Source organism: Candidatus Omnitrophota bacterium, assembly GCA_041650805.1.
Classification (GTDB): Bacteria; Omnitrophota; Gorgyraeia; order 2-01-FULL-45-10; family 2-01-FULL-45-10; genus JBAZKM01.
Genome location: JBAZKM010000009.1, coordinates 48956 through 65990, shown reverse-complemented (window position 1 = coordinate 65990; position 17035 = coordinate 48956). Strand labels below are relative to the sequence as shown.

The following is a 17035-nucleotide window of genomic DNA, read 5'->3' as shown; positions in this document are numbered from 1 at the left end:
AAAGATGGTGCAGCAGAAGAAACATAAGGTATTGATCATCAAGGTGGGGTATTCGGAGACGCTCGCCCCGGAGATATCGAACGTCACGAGTTACGGCGACGTCCTGAGGTCCACGGTGATCCTGAACCTGTACAAAGATAACCACGTCACGTGGCTCGTGGACGAGAAGGCGTACCCCATACTGAAGGGCAATCCGCACATAGACAGGATCCTCATATACAATATAAGTTCCGTGCTCCAGATACAGTCGGAGAGCTTCGACACCGTGGTCAACCTGGAGAAGGTCCCGGGGCTGTGCGCCCTGGCCGATTCGATAAACGCGTGGAGGCGTTACGGGTTCAGGTTCGACGCCAAGACGGGGGACGCCGAGGCCTATGACGGGTCGCACAGCGTGCTCGATATATGCCGGAACGCGGAGAAGAAGAAAGAGGCGGCGGCCTACTGGCAGGAGGGGCTCTTCGAGATGGTAGGCGCAAAATGGGACGGCGAAGAGTACATCCTTGGGTATAAGCCCAGGTCGAAGAATAAGTACGATATAGGTTTCAACTATGAGGTCGGCAACAAGTGGCCTCTCAAGGCATGGCCGATGGACGCCTGGAAGAAGCTGGAGGCGATCATAGGCAAAAGATATACCGTATCGTGGCAGCAGGGACTGGAGAGCATCGAAAAGTACTTCGAATGGATAAGCTCCTGCAGGCTTGTAGTTACGAACGACTCTTTCGGGATGCACGTAGCCATCGCCCTGAAGAAGCCGACGGTCGCATTATTCGGTCCCACCCCGCACGGGGAAAATTACCTGTACGGCCTGGGCTCCATAGTGCATCCGGAAGACCTGAAGTGCGAAGAGTTCCCGTGCCGTGTCAATAAGTGCATCCATTATAAAGAGAATTGTATGGAGCTTATAAAGCCGGAGACGGTCATGAAGGAGATAGACAAGATAATGGGTAAGGCGCTCGAGCCGAGCCCTGCGGGAAGATGAAGCCATGAGAGAGATCATAAAGAACGTCCTGGTCACGGGAGGCGCAGGTTACGTGGGGGCGGTGCTGGTCCCCAAGCTCCTCGACAGGGGGTATCACGTCAGGGTGCTGGACCTCTATATTTACGGGAAAGACGTCCTGAAGGCGGTCGGGGATAACCCGAACCTTGAAGAGATAAAGGGCGATATACGGGACAGGGGGCTCGTCGAAAAGGCGCTCGCCGGCTGCGACGCCGTGATACACCTGGCGTGCATATCTAATGACCCGAGCTTTGAGCTGGACCCGGCGCTCGGGAAGAGCATAAATTATGATGCAACACTGGCTCTTATAGATTCCGCCAAGAAAGCTTTGGTCAAGAGGTTCGTCTTCGCGTCGTCTTCCAGCGTTTACGGGGTAAAGGCCCAGGAGAACGTGACGGAAGACCTGCCCCTTGAACCTTTGACCGACTATTCGAAATATAAGGCGATGTGCGAGGAGTACCTCCTGAAGGCGCATGACAGCGGCTTCACCGTCCTCGTCCTGCGCCCGGCGACCGTCTGCGGCTATTCTCCGCGCCAGCGGCTCGACCTCACGGTGAATATACTGACCAACCATGCCGTCAACAAAAGGAGGATCACCGTATTCGGCGGAGAACAGAAGAGGCCCAATATACATATCGACGATGTCACCGACCTGTATGTGAAGACGCTCGAATATCCCAAAGAGAAGATCGCCGGCAAGGTATTCAACGCGGGGTTCGAGAACCAGAAGGTGAAGGATATAGCCAGGATAGTCACGAATGTCGTAAAGGACGAAAAGCTTGAGATAGTGACGGAGCCGACCGACGATAACAGGTCCTATCACATATCTTCCGAGAAGATAATGCGCGAGCTCGGTTTCTCCGCGCGCCGCACGATAAAAGACGCGATAACGGACCTGAAGGAGGCGTTCGCCGACGGCAGGATACCCGAGCCGATGACCGATATACGTTACTATAATATAAAGACGATGCAGGCGATAAAACTTAAATGAGAACGATGAATACGGCGGACCTCAGGACCAGGGCAAGGGATATCAGGCAGGTCATAATAAAGACGATCTGTAAAGGCGGCGGCGGCCACATACCCGCCTCGCTTTCGATAGTAGAGATACTCACGGTCCTTTATAACGGCATCCTGAAGATAGATACTAAAAGGCCGAAGGACCCCGCGAGGGACAGGTTCATACTGAGCAAAGGCCATGCAGGCGTTGCGCTATACGCGGTCCTTGCGGACAGCGGATTTTTTGATAAGAGCCATCTCGATACATTCGGAAGGCGCGGCACCATCCTGGGGGGACACCCCGATATGCACAAGGTGCCCGGGGTCGAGGCATCTACCGGGGCCCTGGGACACGGCTTCCCGTTCGGGATGGGGATGGCGCTCGCGGCGAAGATGGATAAGAAGGATTACAGGGTATTTGTACTACTGGGCGACGGGGAATGCCAGGAGGGATCGGTATGGGAGGCGGCGTTATTCGCGCCGCAGCATAAGCTCGATAACCTTACCGTCATCATCGATTACAATAAACTGCAGGCGATGGACAGGATAGAGAATATAATATCGCTCGAGCCCCTGGCCGATAAGTGGAAGGCCTTCGGTTGGGCGGTGAAAGAAGTGGACGGACATAATATACCTGAACTCCGAAAGACGTTCGCGTCAGTGCCGTTCGTCAGGGGAAAGCCGAATCTGGTAATAGCGCATACGGTAAAGGGTAAGGGTGTCTCCTTCATGGAGAACGTGCCGATCTGGCACTTCCGCCTGCCCGACAGGAAAGAGACCGAGATGATATGCAGAGAGCTTGAGATGGATACGCTTGAGGGGCCCCGGCAATGAGGAACGCATACGTGGCCGCTCTTTACGAACTGGCTAAAAAGGATAAGCGGATACTCTCCCTTGTGGCGGACAACGGCGCGATCGTCTATGACAGGTACAGGGAGGAGCTGCCCGGCCAATTTTTGAACTTCGGTATCTCGGAGGCGAATATGGTGAGCGTCGCCGCAGGCCTGGCCGCATGTGGGAAGATACCGTTCGCGTACACCATCGCCTGCTTCCTCACAATGAGGGCTTTTGAGCAGATAAGGAATGACGTCTGCCTCCAGAAGATGAACGTGAAGCTGGTCGGGATAGGCGTCGGTTTTGTATACAGCACGCTGGGCCCAACGCATCAGGCGACGAAGGATATATCTATCATGCGGTCCCTCCCGGAGATGACGATATTCTCTCCGGCCGATCCTATTGAGGCCAGGGAAGTGACCTCTGCGGCAGCCGGGATAGACGGGCCTGTATATATACGCCTTGCCACAGGAGGCACGCCAAAGATATATGATAAGGCATATGGTTTCAAACCGGGCCGGGGGGTCACGCTGAGGGACGGGGACGATATAGCCATCATCGCTACAGGCGGTATAGTACATGATGTCCTTCAGGCAGCGGAAGAATTGAAGAGAGGCGGTATCTCCGCCAGGGTGATAAATATACATACCGTAAAGCCGATCGATAAGGCGATCATCCTCAAAGCGGCGGCCGAGACGGGTGCGATACTGACCGTAGAGGAGCATACGATACTCGGCGGCCTCGGTAGTATAGTGGCGGAGACCGTATTGGAAGAGGGGAAAGACCCTTCCTTTAAATTTAAACGGCTGGGACTGGAAGGGGTATTCCCATCCGGATACGGGACATATCAGGAGATGAAAGAGATGAATGGCCTCTCAAAGACGGATATCGTACGCGCGGCGAAGAAACTACTGGGGCGGTGAATATGGGAAAACCGGTGAATTTCATAACGCCGTTACATAAGAAGACGAAGAGGGATTATGTCGGCAGGATGACCGACGATAAGGTCCATTGCATGAAGGTCGCCAAAGAGTACGGCAAGGATTACTGGGACGGCGACAGGCGATACGGGTACGGCGGCTACAGGTACGACGGCAGGTGGAAGGCGGTGGCAGAGGAGATGATAAAGCACTATCGTCTCCAGAAGGACGCGAAGATCCTCGACGTCGGATGCGGCAAGGGTTTTCTGCTCTATGAGCTCAAACGGCTCCTCCCCGGTTCCAGGATCGCCGGATTCGACATATCCAGATACGCGATAGAGAATGCAAAAGAGGAGATAAGGGGCGAGCTATTCGTCCACAGGGCCGAAGAGCTATACCCGTTCAAGGATAAGGAGTTTGACCTTGTGATATCGATAACGACCCTTCACAACCTGCAGGTGAAGGATCTGGCGCCGGCCCTGAAGGAGATCGAGAGGGTAGGCAGGGATAAATACGTAGCCGTTGAGAGCTACAGGAACGAAGCGGAGCTGTTCAACCTGCAGTGCTGGGCATTGACGTGCGAGGCGTTTTTCAGTCCGGCATCGTGGGTATGGTTATTCGACAGATCCGGATACAGCGGGGACTATGAGTTCATATACTTTGAATAAGGAAAAGGCGAGTAAAGGGAAGCGCGCGCGGAAGAAGGGGCTCCTCTACACGCGCACGAAGATATTCCACTTCAAGGATAAGCTCGATTCTCTTCCCTTGAGCGCGGATAAGATAATGGCGCCCCTTCATATAAGGATAAAGCCGACGAACGTCTGCGGCCATAACTGCAGTTACTGCGCGTATAGGGCCGATGATCTTCAGCTCGGGAAGGATATGGTCAAGACGGACCACATACCGGAAGCAAAGATGATGGAGATGATCGACGACATAGCCGGGATGGGTGTGAAGGCGGTCACCTTCTCGGGCGGAGGGGACCCGTTCTGCTACCCGTACCTCCTCAAGGCGGTAAAGAAGATATCCGGGACAGCCGTAAAGTTCGCCGCCTTAACGAACGGTTCCCGGCTGACGGGGGAGACGGCCGAGGTATTCTCCTCGAGAGGCACATGGCTCAGGGTATCCATGGACGGGTGGGATGACAAAAGTTATTCTTCGTATAGGGGCGTCCCTGAAGGCGAATTCGCAAAAGTGATAAAGAATATGAAGGGATTCAAGAAGCTCGGAGGCGGATGCTATCTGGGCGTGAGCATAATAATCGATAAGACGAACGCAGGCCATCTCTACGGATTTATGAAGCTCTTGAAAGATATAGGCGTCGACAGCGTGAAGGCCTCCCCGTGCATAACGAGTAATGACGGCGCCGAGAATAACTTATATCACAGGCCGATATTCGATAAGGTCAAAGAGGAGATTAGGAAGGCGGCGGGCGACCTTGCGGACGGGACTTTTGAGATAAACGACTCGTACCATGAGCTCGATGAAAAGTTCAGGAAAGCCCATACATGGTGCCCGTATCTCCAGATACTGCCGGTGATAGGGGCAGACCTTAACATATACCCGTGCCAGGACAAGGCGTACAACCTGGAAGAGGGTCTTATCGGTTCCATAAGAGATTGCCGGTTCAGGGATTTCTGGTTCTCGGATAAGAACGCGTTCTTTAAGATAAACCCGTCTATCCACTGCAACCACCACTGTGTCGCGAACGAAAAGAATAAGATGATATTGGAATATCTCGACGCGGATAACGAGCACCTTGCTTTTGTATAAAAAAAGAGATGAAAGGAAGAAGCCCATGGACGAAAAAAGTAAGCGGGAGATGAACACCTACTATTCCGGCCGCCTGAAAGAGTACGGTCCGACGAAGGAGGCGCTCGTATACAGGTCCGACAGGCAGCAGACGGACAGGTATGCCCTCCTGGCGGACATAGAGCCGATGGCAAAGGAGAGCTCTCTCCTCGATGTTGGGTGCGGCCTGGGGTTCCTTTGCGACTACCTCAGGAGCTACGGGTGGAAGGGAAAATATACGGGTATAGACATCAACCCGGACATGATAAAGGCGTCTCAAAAGAGGTTGCCGAAAGACAACTTCCTGTGTAAGGACATCCTGACGGAACGTTTTGATGAACAATACGATTATGTCTTTTGCGCCGCCACGGTCCAGTTGCGGCCCACTAACGGTGATCCTGTAGAGTATATGCAGGCTATGGTGAAGAAGATGTTCTCTTTGACGAGAGGCGCCCTTGCGTTCGACGTCTTCTCCGGAAGGGTCGACTATCAGGACAAGGACAAATTGTACGTAGACCCCGCGCGTTTGCTGGACTTCTGCTACACCCTGACGCGCAGGGTCGTATTGAGGAACGATACGAGACCCTATGAGCTCATGATGTATCTCTACAGGAAGGCAGAGAAGGACGATGCCAACAGGTTCGTCCACTGGATGACGCGGACTCCGCAAATATATTAAAGGAAAGGAAGGGAGTGACCCCGTGGGCAAGATAGACATAGACAAGTACAATAAGAAGGCGAAACTCTTTGAGCGGCTCGTGGTGGAGGAGTACGAGGATTATCCGGAGGTCACGCTCTCCCAGGAGTACGGCCACTTCGTCCATGATAACCTTCTCCAATTCCTGATCCGCCTGGCGCGTTATAAGTTCGTCGCCCGGCTCATCAAGAAGACCGATACGGTCCTTGAGGTAGGGTGCGGTTCCGGTCTCGGGACGATATTCCTCGGGCAGCATAGCGCCAAGGTCACCGGCCTCGAGCTGAAGGAGTACGAGCTCAAGGCGGCGCGGAAGATAAACCGGCGTAAGAACGTGACATTCCTGAAGGAGGACTTCTTCGACTATAGTCCGTCCGGCAAGTATGACGTGGTCGTCGCCATGGACGTTATAGAACATATGACCGCACCCCAGGCAAAACGGCTGATATCCAAGATGGCCGGACATCTGAAGCCGACGGGCATGGCCATAATCGGGACCCCGAGCATATACTCATATAAGTTCCAGAGCGCGGTGAGCAGGGCATCCCATGTGAAGTGCTATGACCAGAAGGAGCTCACGGACCTGGTCGAGAACTATTTCGGGAGGACGCTCGCATTCTCCATGAACGACGAGATGGTCCATACCGGCTTCCCGAAGATGGCCTGGTACTACTTTGTCATAGGACTCGTCCCATGAATAGAAAGATACCTTTCCTGGACCTCAGGGTGGAAAGTGCAAGGGACCGAAAAGAGATCATCGGCGCAGTCAGGGGTGTGCTCTTCCACGGCCGTATCATAAACGGCCCTGAAGTGGAGACGCTCGAGCGGAAGATCGCATCCCGTTGCGGCCGGAAGTATGCCGTAGGCGTCAATTCAGGCACGGACGCGCTCTTCCTGACGCTGAAGAGTTTAGGGATAGGGCCCGGGGATGAAGTGATAACGACGGCGCTCTCCTGGATAGCTACAGCCAATGCCGTCGCCCTGACAGGCGCAAGGGCAGTATTCGCGGACATACGGGACGATCTCAATATAGACCCGGACAGCGTAGAAAAATTGATCACGTCCCGGACGAAGGCGATCATGCCCGTACATTACACCGGCAAGGTCTGCGATATGCCATGGCTTTTGAAGATAGCGAAACGGCACGGTCTCCTCATAATAGAAGATGCCTCGCAGGCATTCGGCGCCCTTTATCGCGGCCGTATGGCGGGTTCATTCGGCGACGCCGGCTGTTTCAGCTTGAATCCGATGAAGGTCTTCGCCGCATGCGGCGAGGCAGGTATAGTGGTCACCGACCGGAAAGATATCTATGAGCGGCTCATCATACTGCGCTATAACGGTACGGTCAATAAAGAGAGATGCATAGAATCGTCCCTCAACGGGCGGCTGGACACGATACAGGCGGCGATACTGCTAAAGCGCCTGCCCGGGGTGAATGATGTGATACGGCGGAGGCGCAATATAGCGGCCCGGTACGCTCATCTATTGAAAGGTGTGGTGGACCTGCCGAAAGAGAGATCCGGCGAAAGGGACGTCTACTATACATATACGATAAGGACCGGGAAGAGGGATGCGCTCAGGTCGTTCCTTGCATCCTGCGGGATAGAGACGAAGATACAGCACCCGTATCTCATGTGCGGACAACCGGCATTCCGGTATGCGGTTAAGAGCCGTGTCCCTAACGCCAAACGGCTCGTCAAAGAGGTATTGTGTATACCGTGCCACGAGAAGATGAAAGATAGCGATGTCATATATGTGGCCCGGGCTATCAGGAGATTTTTCGATGAAGGCAGGTAAGGGGCCGGTAACATTCTGTAAAAGCGGGATAATAGAGATCAGAGATGAAGATATCCGCCGCCTGAAGAAAGAGGCCGCTAAGTCGGACCTGAAGAGGGCGCGCCTCTGCCTGCATAAGGACCACGCCGATAAGGTGCACGAGATGGTGATCGCCTTCTGCAAGGGGTCCTATGCGAGGCCGCACAGGCATAGCGATAAGAGCGAATCGTTCCACGTCATCGAAGGCAGGATGACCGTAGCCCTCTTCGACAGGCGGGGTAAGGTTATGAGGAGAGTGGAGATGGGGCCCGCAGGAAGCGGCCTGACGTTCTTTTACAGGATGGCCGATGAGCTCTGGCATACGGTGGTGCCGAACACGGAATTTGTCATAGTACATGAGACAACGCGCGGACCTTTTATAAGGAACGAGAGCGAACTTGCGCCGTGGTCGCCGGATTATGGGGATGCCGAAGGGATAAACGCGTTTTTACGCAGATTATCACAGAGAGAACGCAGATGATCACAGATAGGACCAGGAGACAGATGGTAGCGCCACGATTTACCGATTTCATGGTGCCGAGGCCGGTCTGTCTCATATCAGCCAATGACGGAGGGTCCAAGCTCTTCCAGAGTTACCTGGACGGCCATCCGGCCCTGTACAATATACCCGCCTATCCCATGCTCTATTTCTACCCGCACTGGGACACATGGAAAAAAGAGCTTGCCGCCGACTGGACGTGGAAAGCCATAATAGAGAAGTTTTGCGTCAAGCACGCCTCCGTGATCGACTCGCGGAGGATACCGGGCCTGAGCGGCCTGGAGACGCTGGGTGAGAACAAGGACGAGCATATAGAGATCGACGAAACGGCCTTCAGGTCTTATCTTGCCTATATGCTCGCGGGGCAGAAGGTGGAACGCAGGACATTCTTCCTCGCGGTCCATTATGCCTATGCGCTCTGCAAGGGCGAGGATATATCGAAAAAATCGGTCCTCCTGTGGCACCATCATGTTTACGAGTACCTGAAAGAGTTCATGGCCGACTTTCCGGATGCCGTCATCCTGGGGATGGTCCGGGACCCCAGGTCCAAGATACACCGTATCCATGACCTCCTGCTGAAAGTGGACAGGGTGAAACTTAACGAAACGGACTGCATGATATACAGGGCCGATGCGTCATATAATCTGAACAGGCACGTCTTCGACAGGATGCGCGAGCTGAAGTCGGTGGCGAAACCGGGGCGCATATATTTTATAAGGCACGAGGACCTGGCGCTGAAACTGGAGGGCGTGATGAAGAGCGTCTCCCGGGTGCTGGACATAGGGTTTTCGGATTCGATGCTCACGACGACTTTCGACGGAAAGCCGTGGTGGGGTCACGAGATATATAATATGCCGGCCGTCACAGGCACATATAAGAGGGTCCTGTCTAAGGATTGGCAGAAGATCCATCCGAAGATAGAGATATTCGTATTCGAGGGGATATCCTTAGACCTGTGCCTTAAATATGGTTACGACCCGCTATATTACAGGAACGATTCCGTATGGAACCGGATGCTGCTCTCCCTGGCGATCCTCCGGCCTTCGGGCATAGAGATGCGCGACCTTATCTTTTATCTTAACCCCGTCTCGCACATCCGCTTCCTGCGCGCCGCATACCGCGAGGGGAAGGATAAGGCAAGCCGTAAGGACTACACCCAGAATGCCGCGTACTATTATAAATGGACATATGAGAGGTTCGATCTGTGGAAAGAGAGATGGTACGAGAAGGTGCCGTCCCGGATACTTTATGTGATATGCCGTTACTGCCGTTTCTGGGTGTCGATATTCGCGCTGCCCGTCCTGGTATTTAAACGGTGGGGCATATATTACAGGGCATTGTACAGAAGGCGGTCGGGCAGTAATTTTTTACCGCCCCTTATCGGGTGATGCATATACAGCGAAAGGCGGAGAAGAGGCATGGGCATTGATTCGTCTATGAAGAAGAGAGTGGTCCTGGTGATACCCAATACCAGGTGGTACGGGAAACGGCCGTGGATGATAGCCAACAATTGCGCGTTCGTCATAACGGCCCTGCTGAAGGATGAGTACGACTTCAGCATCCTGGACGCGAACGGCAAAGACATGTCCGAGGAAGCGGTAAAAAATAAGTTGCGCGACCTTAAGCCGGACGCGGTACTGGTCTCCGGCGTCTCGATGGAATATTCGAGGCAGTTCCACGCGATATTCGCGATAGCCCGCTCTCTCTTCCCGGGCATATTGACCATATTGGGAGGGTCCTATCCTACGCTCCTTCCCAAAGAGGCGATGGAGAGGGACAAAAATCTCTCTTACGTATTCATAGGCCCGGCAGAGACACGGTTGAATGAGTTCATGAAGATCACGCTCGGCGGCAACGATAAGGCCGCAAAGGATACGAAGGGCATCGCGTACAGGGGCGGGGATGGCAATGTCCGCATAAACCCCATAACGGCCGATGATATGCGCCTCGCGGAATTGAGAGACACCGACTATTCCTATATGGACCTTTCGCCTTACCTTGATCAGGTCCACATGGATTTCATGGCGAACGGGCGGGGGAAGACGTTCTCCATGATGACCTCCCGCGGGTGCCCGCACAACTGCGTCTTCTGCGCCAACAAGGTGCTGCAGGGAAGGGGCCTCCTTTTCTATTCGGCAGAGAAGGTCTTGAGCGATATGGACTGGCTCATGGCGAAATACGACATAAACCATTTCATCTTTATAGACGACCTCTTCCTGTATGACAGGAAACGCGTTGAGAAGATAATAGAGGGGATCATAGAGCGCAGGAAGAAGAACCCGAAGCTTACCTGGCACCACGCGAACGTATCGGCATGGCATCTCGATCCGGAACTTCTCGCGATGATGAAGCGGAGCGGTTGCTCGAAGATAATAATCTCGGTCGAATCCGGCAACACCAGGGTACTGACGAAGATAATCAGGAAGCCGTTCAAGCTCGACCTCATCCCTAAAGTGGTCAAGATGTGCCGTGATGCAGGGATGGATATAGGGGCCAATTTCGTGATAGGCCTTCCCGGGGAGACGTGGGATGAGATACTGGAGACCTTCAGGTTCGCGGAAAAGATGCAGTTCGATGTCACCCATTTTCATATCGCCACCCCGCAGCCCGGCACAGACCTCTACAGGATCGCGAAAGAGAAGGGGCTCCTGCCTGCCAACTTTTCATTCCTGGACGACGGCTTCTTCGGTTACGGGGAGGGGTTCATAACTACGGACGAATTCACGCCGTTCGAGCTCAAGATCGTGCGCGCCTATGAGTGGGACAGGATAAACTTCAGCACGCCGGAGAAGACGGCGAAGGTAGCCGAGATGTACCTGACGACGGTCGAGAAGCTGAACGAACACCGCAGGCAGACGAGGCGCAAGCTGGGGATACACCACAATCAGGACGCGACCGGCAGGAACCGGCTATAACTGGATAAGGAGACTATCGATGGCAAGGGTCAAAGATGCCGCGGCGAATAAGGTCCCGGTCAAAAGAGAGGGCAGGGAGAAATTCCCGCGGGTAATGAAGCTGGAGCTGGAAAAGGTCTACGACGTGTATATGGGTGAGAACCATCACCAGAAGGCGGCGCTTTACAGGGACCCGTCCTCCAACGGCACCGGGATATGCGATGCCAGAAAACTGCGCGGCAGGGAGGTCTCCTCCAACATCCTTATAGACGCTAATACGGCCATCGAGATGATAAAGGTCTTCGACCTGCCCACCGTCATCTTTGTGAAGCACACCAACCCGTGCGGCGCATCATCGGCAGATTCCATATCGGCCGCCTTCACGGAGGCATTGGACTGCGACAGGCAGGGGCTTTTCGGCACAACGGTCGTTGTGAACGGCAGGGTCGACAGGGCCCTGGCCGGGCTCATCATGGATGAGACGAGATCCGTGCGCATCGAGTCGGTGATAGCCCCTTATTTCGACAGGGATACGATCGATATATTTTCCGCGAAAGATGACCTTGTGATGTTCGAGCTCCCTAAACTGAAGGATGGGAGCGACAAAGAGATGGATTATAAGAAGGTCATCGGAGGTTTCCTTGTCCAGGACACGGACCTGAAGCTGATCGGCGAAAAGGGGCTACAGGTGGTGACGAAGAGGGCGCCTTCCGCAGAGGAAGAGAGCTCGCTCATATTCGGGAACAAGATAGCGAAATATACGAAGTCGAACGCCATAGTCATATCCAAAGGCACGAAGACGGTCGGCATCGCGACCGGACAGATACTCAGGGAAGAGGCGGCGGCAATAGCCCTGCGGAAGGCCGGGGAGAGGGCAAGGGGCGCGACCATGGCGAGCGACGCGCGTTTTTCGCGGGCCGACAGCATAGAGTATGCTCATGAGGCCGGAATAACGGCCATAATCCACCAGGGAGGGGACAAGGCCGACCCGAGGATAATAGAGACGTGCGATAGATACGGGATGAGCATGGTGACTACAGGGTGCAGGCATTTTAAACATTGAGCTTACAAGAGCAATTATGGACCTTAAGAAGACAGGAAATGCGGGAAGCATCTGGATAATAGGGCTTTCGTCTTCAGGAAAGACGACGCTGGCGCGTCTTTTGTCCAAGCGGTTATGGGAGAATGGGCGTCCGAACATCCTACTGGATGGAGATCAGATACGCGACCTCTTCGAAGAGCGGCTGGGTTATGACGTAGAATCGAGACGTAAACAGACCCGGCGGGTAGAGCGCCTGGCACGCCTCATCTCCGGGGGTGGCGTATTGCCGGTCGTCGCCATAATACATCCGTTCGAAGACGACCGCGCCAGATGCAGGAAAGGGCTTAAAGGTTACTTCGAGGTGTACCTTAAATGCGACCTCGAGACCTGTATGGCGCGGGACACCAAGAATGTCTATTCGCCCGTCTTAAAAGGGCAGGCGAAGAACGTCCTGGGCCTCGACATACCTTATGAGGATCCGAAGAACGCGGACGTCGTGCTCGACAGCGGCAGGACCTCCCCGGATGAGATGCTTGAAACGTTGTGGAGAGAACTGGAAAAGAGGTGGAGTAAAACATGTGCGGAATAGTCGGAGGCATAGGTTTGACCAGGGAAGAGGCGTACGAGTGCCTTCTTTGTATAAAACGCGGGAATGACGGCATCACGGTGAAGGAGTCGGGCGGCGTGGTCGTGGGAAGCCGCCGCCACCTCGTCAAGGAGTCGTGGAAGCATGATGTCGCGCCGGGCGAATCGGACCAGCCGTACGATTCGGACGACGGGAAGATACACCTTGTCTTCAACGGGGAGCTTTACAATTTCAGGGATATACGGGATGATCTCACCAAAAAAGGAAAGACATTCCATACGGAAGGCGATACGGAGGTCTTCTTAAAGGCATACGAGCATTCCGGCAAGGATTTCGTGAAGAATAGGGAGATAGATTCCATGTTCGCCATCGCCATCCACGATGAGAATAAGAGGAAGCTCGTGATCACGCGCGACTGGCCGGGCCGCCTGCCCTTATTCTATTATTACGACCGCGACAAGAGGGTCTTCATATTTTCGAGCGAGCTGAAGGGGTTCCGCCCGCTTTCCTGGATGGACCTGGCGAAGCCGGTGGAGCTGGTGCCGGGCTACATGGCGATACTCGACCTGGATACTTTTGAATTGACACTGGAACAATATTACAAGCCCAGGCCGATCAAGAGATCCCTGCCTCTTCTGAAGGTCGGGGAGGAGCTCCACAAATTGCTGAAGCGTTCCGCCATGCACAGGACGATGGGGGATGTGCCCATATGCACCATGCTCTCGGGCGGGATAGACAGCCTGCTTACGACCTGGTATGTCCTCTCCAATATTGACTTCAAGAATGTCAATTATCAGCCGACCTCCTATGTCTTCGCGATAGACGGTTACGACTCCCCGGATGTGGCTCGGGCGAAGATAGCCGCCGAGGGGCTGAAGACGATGGGACTCCGGTTGAAAGAGGTCAGGGCATCCGGCGACCAGGTGGTCAGGGATATCGCAGATATAATAGAGATATTCGAGATGAGGAAGATAAAGGCGCTCAGCGTATACCCTCTTCCTATATATTACTACCTCGCCCCCGAGATGCGTAAGGACGGGTTCAAGGTCACTATAGGAGGCCATGGTGTGGACGAGCTCCTGGGCGCATATGACTCCTGGAAGGAGCTCGACGCGAGCCATAAGGTGCAGGTCAATCATAAGAGCCGGCTCATCTTCATCAATGCCATATATGAGAATATGATGCGCCGCGCCTCGATAATATTCATGAACCGCGGGCCCATCGAGGCGCGTTTTCCGTTCCTCGAGACGAACGTCTGCGAATACTGCCTCGGGATAGATCCCAAATGGCTCACGATAAGCGTCGAGAACGCAGAAACGCTATTAGCCCTCATGGATAAGAGGGCCGGCCCGAAGAGCGCCTGGCCTGAACAGTTCGCGAAGATACACAGCTGCCTCACCGGCTATCTCGATTCAGGCGGCAGCCACCCGGCCGGCGCCGACAGGGCGATAGTGCACGAAGTAGAGAAGCTCTTCTGGAAACTGCCTCTCATGGTGGCGGGGATGTATGCAGTCGGCGAATCCGAGCTGCCTTTCTTTACACTCTTCAATGCCAAACTGAGGGGCCAGCACGGTTCAGGGCTCACTTCCCTTGAGCCGAAGATCGTAGAGCATTATAAGGACCTGGGGAAGACCGATACGGAGATATTCAGATCGATAGTTCAAAAGGCATATTGCCTGGAGGGTTACAGCCGATGCTGATAAAAGGAAAATGGGTGGAGACGGACCGCAAATTATCCATAAAGAACCCGTATGACGGGAAGGTCGCAGGCGCCGTATCTCTGGCGACGAAGGAAGATGTTAAGGCGGCGGCAAAGGATGCCAAAGGATATCGCCCCGGATTGAGCGCTTACGAAAGATCGCTGATCCTTATGCGCACGGCAGACGAGCTTGAAAAGAAGGCCGGCGACTATGCCGCTTCCATCTCAGGCGAGTCGGGGATGTGCGTAAAAGATGCGAAGAAGGAAGTGGCCAGGGCGGTAAATATATTGACCGTTGCGGCGGAAGAGGCGAAGAGGATCACCGGAGAGTCGATCTTCACCGATATATCCGAGTCCGCGAAGCGGAACCTCGCCGTCACTATGCGCGAACCCGTGGGCCTGGTCCTGGCCATCACGCCGTTCAATAGACCCCTGAACCAGGTAGTCGTTAAATTGGCCCCTGCGATCGCGGCCAATAACAGCGTAATATTGAAGCCGTCTGAAAAGACGCCTCTCACGGCGATCAAATTCGTCAGGGCGCTTATAGATAACGGTCTCCCGGCCAGGATGGTATCGGTAGTCACGGGGCATCCCGGCGAAATAGGCGACGCGCTCGTATCCTCCCCTTATATCGATATGATAACCTTTACGGGGAGCAGGGAGGTGGGAGAACATATCGCCGGGGCGGCCGGTATGGTTAAGACGACTTTTGAGCTGGGTGATAACGGCGCATTGATAATAATGGACGATGCCGATCTCAAGAAGGCGGTAACGACGGCTGTAGCGGGCTCATATGGCAATGCCGGACAGTCCTGCCGCGGCATCAAGAGGATACTGGTGCAAAAAGGGATCGAGAAGGCGTTCGTCGAGGCCCTTAAGGCCCAGACCGTGAAGTTGAAGGTCGGGGATCCGCGCTCGGAGGATACGGATATAGGGACTCTCATATCCGAAGAGGCGGCATCGGTGATCGAGAAACGGATCAAAGACGCCGTGAAGGACGGGGCGCGCCTTGTATGCGGGGGGAAGAGGGTGAGGGCCCAGATCACACCGGCCGTCCTTACCGGCGTGCGGCGTGATTCCGACATAGTCGCGAAAGAGACGTTCGGGCCGTGCGCGCCGGTCGTGACGATAAAAGATATTGAAGATGCCGTCGGTTATGTGAACTCCACCGAATACGGGCTTCAGACGGGCATATTCACCAAAGACCTGGAGAAGGCCTTCTATGCGGCAAGAGAGCTGCGGGTCGGATCGGTCATAATAAATAACGGTCCCCAGTTCGATTCTCCGGCCATACCTTTCGGCGGAGTGAAGGCCAGCGGCCTGGGCCGCGAGGGGGTCAGGTTCGCCATAAATGAGATGACAACGATAAAGACGATCGTATTCTGATGGATTCTATAGCGTTATCCCTGGTCCTCCTGTCGGCATTTCTGCATGCCGTAAGGGAGCTCTTTACGAAGACGGGGACGAACAAACATAATTTTATATGGCTCTACAGGATAAGCGGGATAACGCTCTTCTTTCCGGTCTTCGTGTACTGCCTGGTGCGCTATTCCCTGAACTGGTACGGCGTGGGGCTCGCAGTCGCGAGCGGGTTGGTCCATTGCTTCTACTATATAGCCCTGGGCGAGAGTTTGACAGACGGCGACATCTCGATCGTCTATCCGATAACGAGGTGCACGCCGATAATACTGATATTCTGGTCCTATTTTGTATCGCATGAGCGGATGACGCTCCTCGGCATCATGGGGATCCTGCTGGTGATAGCCGGGACGCTATCGATCCAGCTGGACAGGAGAGACCTGAAGAACACCCTGCAGGCGATATTCAGGTTCAAGAACTATCCGGTGAGGATGGCATGGGTAGTGGCCGTCATCACCGCTCTATATTCGGTCATAGATGATAAGGGCGTGTCGTATCTGAACCCTTTCATCTATCTATATCTGATATATTCGTTCAGCGTGCTCTTCCATGCGCCTTTCGTCTTCAGGAATAGCAGCAAGGCCGAACTGGTATCGGAGTGGCGTACCAATAAGATGAAGATAATCCTGACGGGTTTTGTAAGCCTGTTCGGATATCTCCTGATACTGATGGCATTCACCATGGAGCGTGTCACTTATATAGTCACGATAAGGCAGGTGAGCGTAGTATTCGGCGTGCTCCTCGGGATAACGGTGTTGAATGAGAAGAATAAATTGATACGTCTTTCATCGTCGGTCGTCATCTACGCCGGCATATGCCTGATAACTCTTTTTGGAGGGTAATATA

17 protein-coding genes are annotated in these 17035 nt (G+C 54.1%); all 17 read left to right on the top strand.

The window, feature by feature from the left end:
- Positions 1–4 precede the first annotated feature (4 nt).
- The 17 genes from WC515_07330 to WC515_07250 are packed head-to-tail and all read left to right on the top strand — an operon-like array spanning position 5 to position 17031.
- Complete coding sequence (locus tag WC515_07330; protein MFA5147168.1) at positions 5–979, top strand: glycosyltransferase family 9 protein; 975 nt, start codon at positions 5–7, stop codon at positions 977–979.
- Between the two features lie 4 nt (positions 980–983).
- Complete coding sequence (locus WC515_07325) at positions 984–1988, top strand: NAD-dependent epimerase/dehydratase family protein (GenBank protein MFA5147167.1); 1005 nt, start codon at positions 984–986, stop codon at positions 1986–1988.
- Positions 1985–2830 carry a transketolase gene (locus WC515_07320; protein ID MFA5147166.1) on the top strand — a complete coding sequence of 282 codons (846 nt, stop codon included), beginning with the start codon at positions 1985–1987 and terminating at the stop codon, positions 2828–2830. The genes WC515_07325 and WC515_07320 overlap by 4 nt, the downstream gene beginning before the upstream one ends.
- Positions 2827–3753 carry a transketolase C-terminal domain-containing protein gene (locus WC515_07315; GenBank protein MFA5147165.1) on the top strand — a complete coding sequence of 309 codons (927 nt, stop codon included), beginning with the start codon at positions 2827–2829 and terminating at the stop codon, positions 3751–3753. The genes WC515_07320 and WC515_07315 overlap by 4 nt, the downstream gene beginning before the upstream one ends.
- Before the next feature lie 2 nt (positions 3754–3755).
- On the top strand, positions 3756–4418 hold the full coding sequence (locus WC515_07310; protein MFA5147164.1) for a class I SAM-dependent methyltransferase: 663 nt from the start codon (positions 3756–3758) through the stop codon (positions 4416–4418).
- A complete protein-coding gene (locus tag WC515_07305; GenBank protein ID MFA5147163.1) occupies positions 4396–5523 on the top strand; it encodes a radical SAM protein in 1128 nt (375 codons plus the stop codon). The genes WC515_07310 and WC515_07305 overlap by 23 nt, the downstream gene beginning before the upstream one ends.
- A 25-nt stretch (positions 5524–5548) precedes the next feature.
- Positions 5549–6220, top strand: coding sequence for a class I SAM-dependent methyltransferase (locus tag WC515_07300; GenBank protein MFA5147162.1), 672 nt, complete (start codon positions 5549–5551; stop codon positions 6218–6220).
- Between the two features lie 22 nt (positions 6221–6242).
- Positions 6243–6932 carry a class I SAM-dependent methyltransferase gene (locus WC515_07295; protein MFA5147161.1) on the top strand — a complete coding sequence of 230 codons (690 nt, stop codon included), beginning with the start codon at positions 6243–6245 and terminating at the stop codon, positions 6930–6932.
- Positions 6929–8032 (top strand): DegT/DnrJ/EryC1/StrS family aminotransferase, encoded by a 1104-nt coding sequence (locus tag WC515_07290; protein MFA5147160.1) that lies wholly within the window; start codon positions 6929–6931, stop codon positions 8030–8032. The genes WC515_07295 and WC515_07290 overlap by 4 nt, the downstream gene beginning before the upstream one ends.
- The gene (locus WC515_07285; GenBank protein ID MFA5147159.1) at positions 8019–8531 is read left to right on the top strand and encodes a WbuC family cupin fold metalloprotein; all 513 of its coding nucleotides are present in this window, start codon (positions 8019–8021) and stop codon (positions 8529–8531) included. The genes WC515_07290 and WC515_07285 overlap by 14 nt, the downstream gene beginning before the upstream one ends.
- A complete protein-coding gene (locus WC515_07280; protein MFA5147158.1) occupies positions 8528–9937 on the top strand; it encodes a sulfotransferase in 1410 nt (469 codons plus the stop codon). The genes WC515_07285 and WC515_07280 overlap by 4 nt, the downstream gene beginning before the upstream one ends.
- Positions 9938–9985: 48 nt before the next feature.
- Positions 9986–11464, top strand: a complete 1479-nt coding sequence (locus WC515_07275) for a radical SAM protein (GenBank protein ID MFA5147157.1) — start codon at positions 9986–9988, stop codon at positions 11462–11464.
- A 19-nt stretch (positions 11465–11483) separates the two neighbouring features.
- Entirely contained in the window at positions 11484–12506 is a 1023-nt protein-coding gene (locus WC515_07270; GenBank protein ID MFA5147156.1) for a hypothetical protein, read from the top strand.
- 16 nt (positions 12507–12522) lie between these two features.
- Positions 12523–13074, top strand: a complete 552-nt coding sequence (gene cysC, locus WC515_07265; protein ID MFA5147155.1) for an adenylyl-sulfate kinase — start codon at positions 12523–12525, stop codon at positions 13072–13074.
- On the top strand, positions 13062–14771 hold the full coding sequence (locus tag WC515_07260) for an asparagine synthetase B (GenBank protein ID MFA5147154.1): 1710 nt from the start codon (positions 13062–13064) through the stop codon (positions 14769–14771). The genes cysC and WC515_07260 overlap by 13 nt, the downstream gene beginning before the upstream one ends.
- Complete coding sequence (locus WC515_07255; GenBank protein MFA5147153.1) at positions 14765–16156, top strand: aldehyde dehydrogenase family protein; 1392 nt, start codon at positions 14765–14767, stop codon at positions 16154–16156. Before WC515_07260 ends, WC515_07255 begins: the two co-directional genes overlap by 7 nt.
- Entirely contained in the window at positions 16156–17031 is an 876-nt protein-coding gene (locus WC515_07250) for an EamA family transporter (GenBank protein MFA5147152.1), read from the top strand. The genes WC515_07255 and WC515_07250 overlap by 1 nt, the downstream gene beginning before the upstream one ends.
- Positions 17032–17035 lie beyond the last annotated feature (4 nt).

Bases quoted from the DNA above. Each gene is read 5' to 3' on its own strand.
- WC515_07330 (MFA5147168.1), top strand. From the start codon at position 5: ATGGTGCAGCAGAAGAAACATAAGGTATTGATCATCAAGGTGGGGTAT.
- WC515_07325 (MFA5147167.1), top strand. From the start codon at position 984: ATGAGAGAGATCATAAAGAACGTCCTGGTCACGGGAGGCGCAGGTTAC.
- WC515_07320 (MFA5147166.1), top strand. From the start codon at position 1,985: ATGAGAACGATGAATACGGCGGACCTCAGGACCAGGGCAAGGGATATC.
- WC515_07315 (MFA5147165.1), top strand. From the start codon at position 2,827: ATGAGGAACGCATACGTGGCCGCTCTTTACGAACTGGCTAAAAAGGAT.
- WC515_07310 (MFA5147164.1), top strand. From the start codon at position 3,756: ATGGGAAAACCGGTGAATTTCATAACGCCGTTACATAAGAAGACGAAG.
- WC515_07305 (MFA5147163.1), top strand. From the start codon at position 4,396: ATGAGTTCATATACTTTGAATAAGGAAAAGGCGAGTAAAGGGAAGCGC.
- WC515_07300 (MFA5147162.1), top strand. From the start codon at position 5,549: ATGGACGAAAAAAGTAAGCGGGAGATGAACACCTACTATTCCGGCCGC.
- WC515_07290 (MFA5147160.1), top strand. From the start codon at position 6,929: ATGAATAGAAAGATACCTTTCCTGGACCTCAGGGTGGAAAGTGCAAGG.
- WC515_07285 (MFA5147159.1), top strand. From the start codon at position 8,019: ATGAAGGCAGGTAAGGGGCCGGTAACATTCTGTAAAAGCGGGATAATA.
- WC515_07280 (MFA5147158.1), top strand. From the start codon at position 8,528: ATGATCACAGATAGGACCAGGAGACAGATGGTAGCGCCACGATTTACC.
- WC515_07275 (MFA5147157.1), top strand. From the start codon at position 9,986: ATGAAGAAGAGAGTGGTCCTGGTGATACCCAATACCAGGTGGTACGGG.
- WC515_07270 (MFA5147156.1), top strand. From the start codon at position 11,484: ATGGCAAGGGTCAAAGATGCCGCGGCGAATAAGGTCCCGGTCAAAAGA.
- cysC (MFA5147155.1), top strand. From the start codon at position 12,523: ATGGACCTTAAGAAGACAGGAAATGCGGGAAGCATCTGGATAATAGGG.
- WC515_07260 (MFA5147154.1), top strand. From the start codon at position 13,062: ATGTGCGGAATAGTCGGAGGCATAGGTTTGACCAGGGAAGAGGCGTAC.
- WC515_07255 (MFA5147153.1), top strand. From the start codon at position 14,765: ATGCTGATAAAAGGAAAATGGGTGGAGACGGACCGCAAATTATCCATA.
- WC515_07250 (MFA5147152.1), top strand. From the start codon at position 16,156: ATGGATTCTATAGCGTTATCCCTGGTCCTCCTGTCGGCATTTCTGCAT.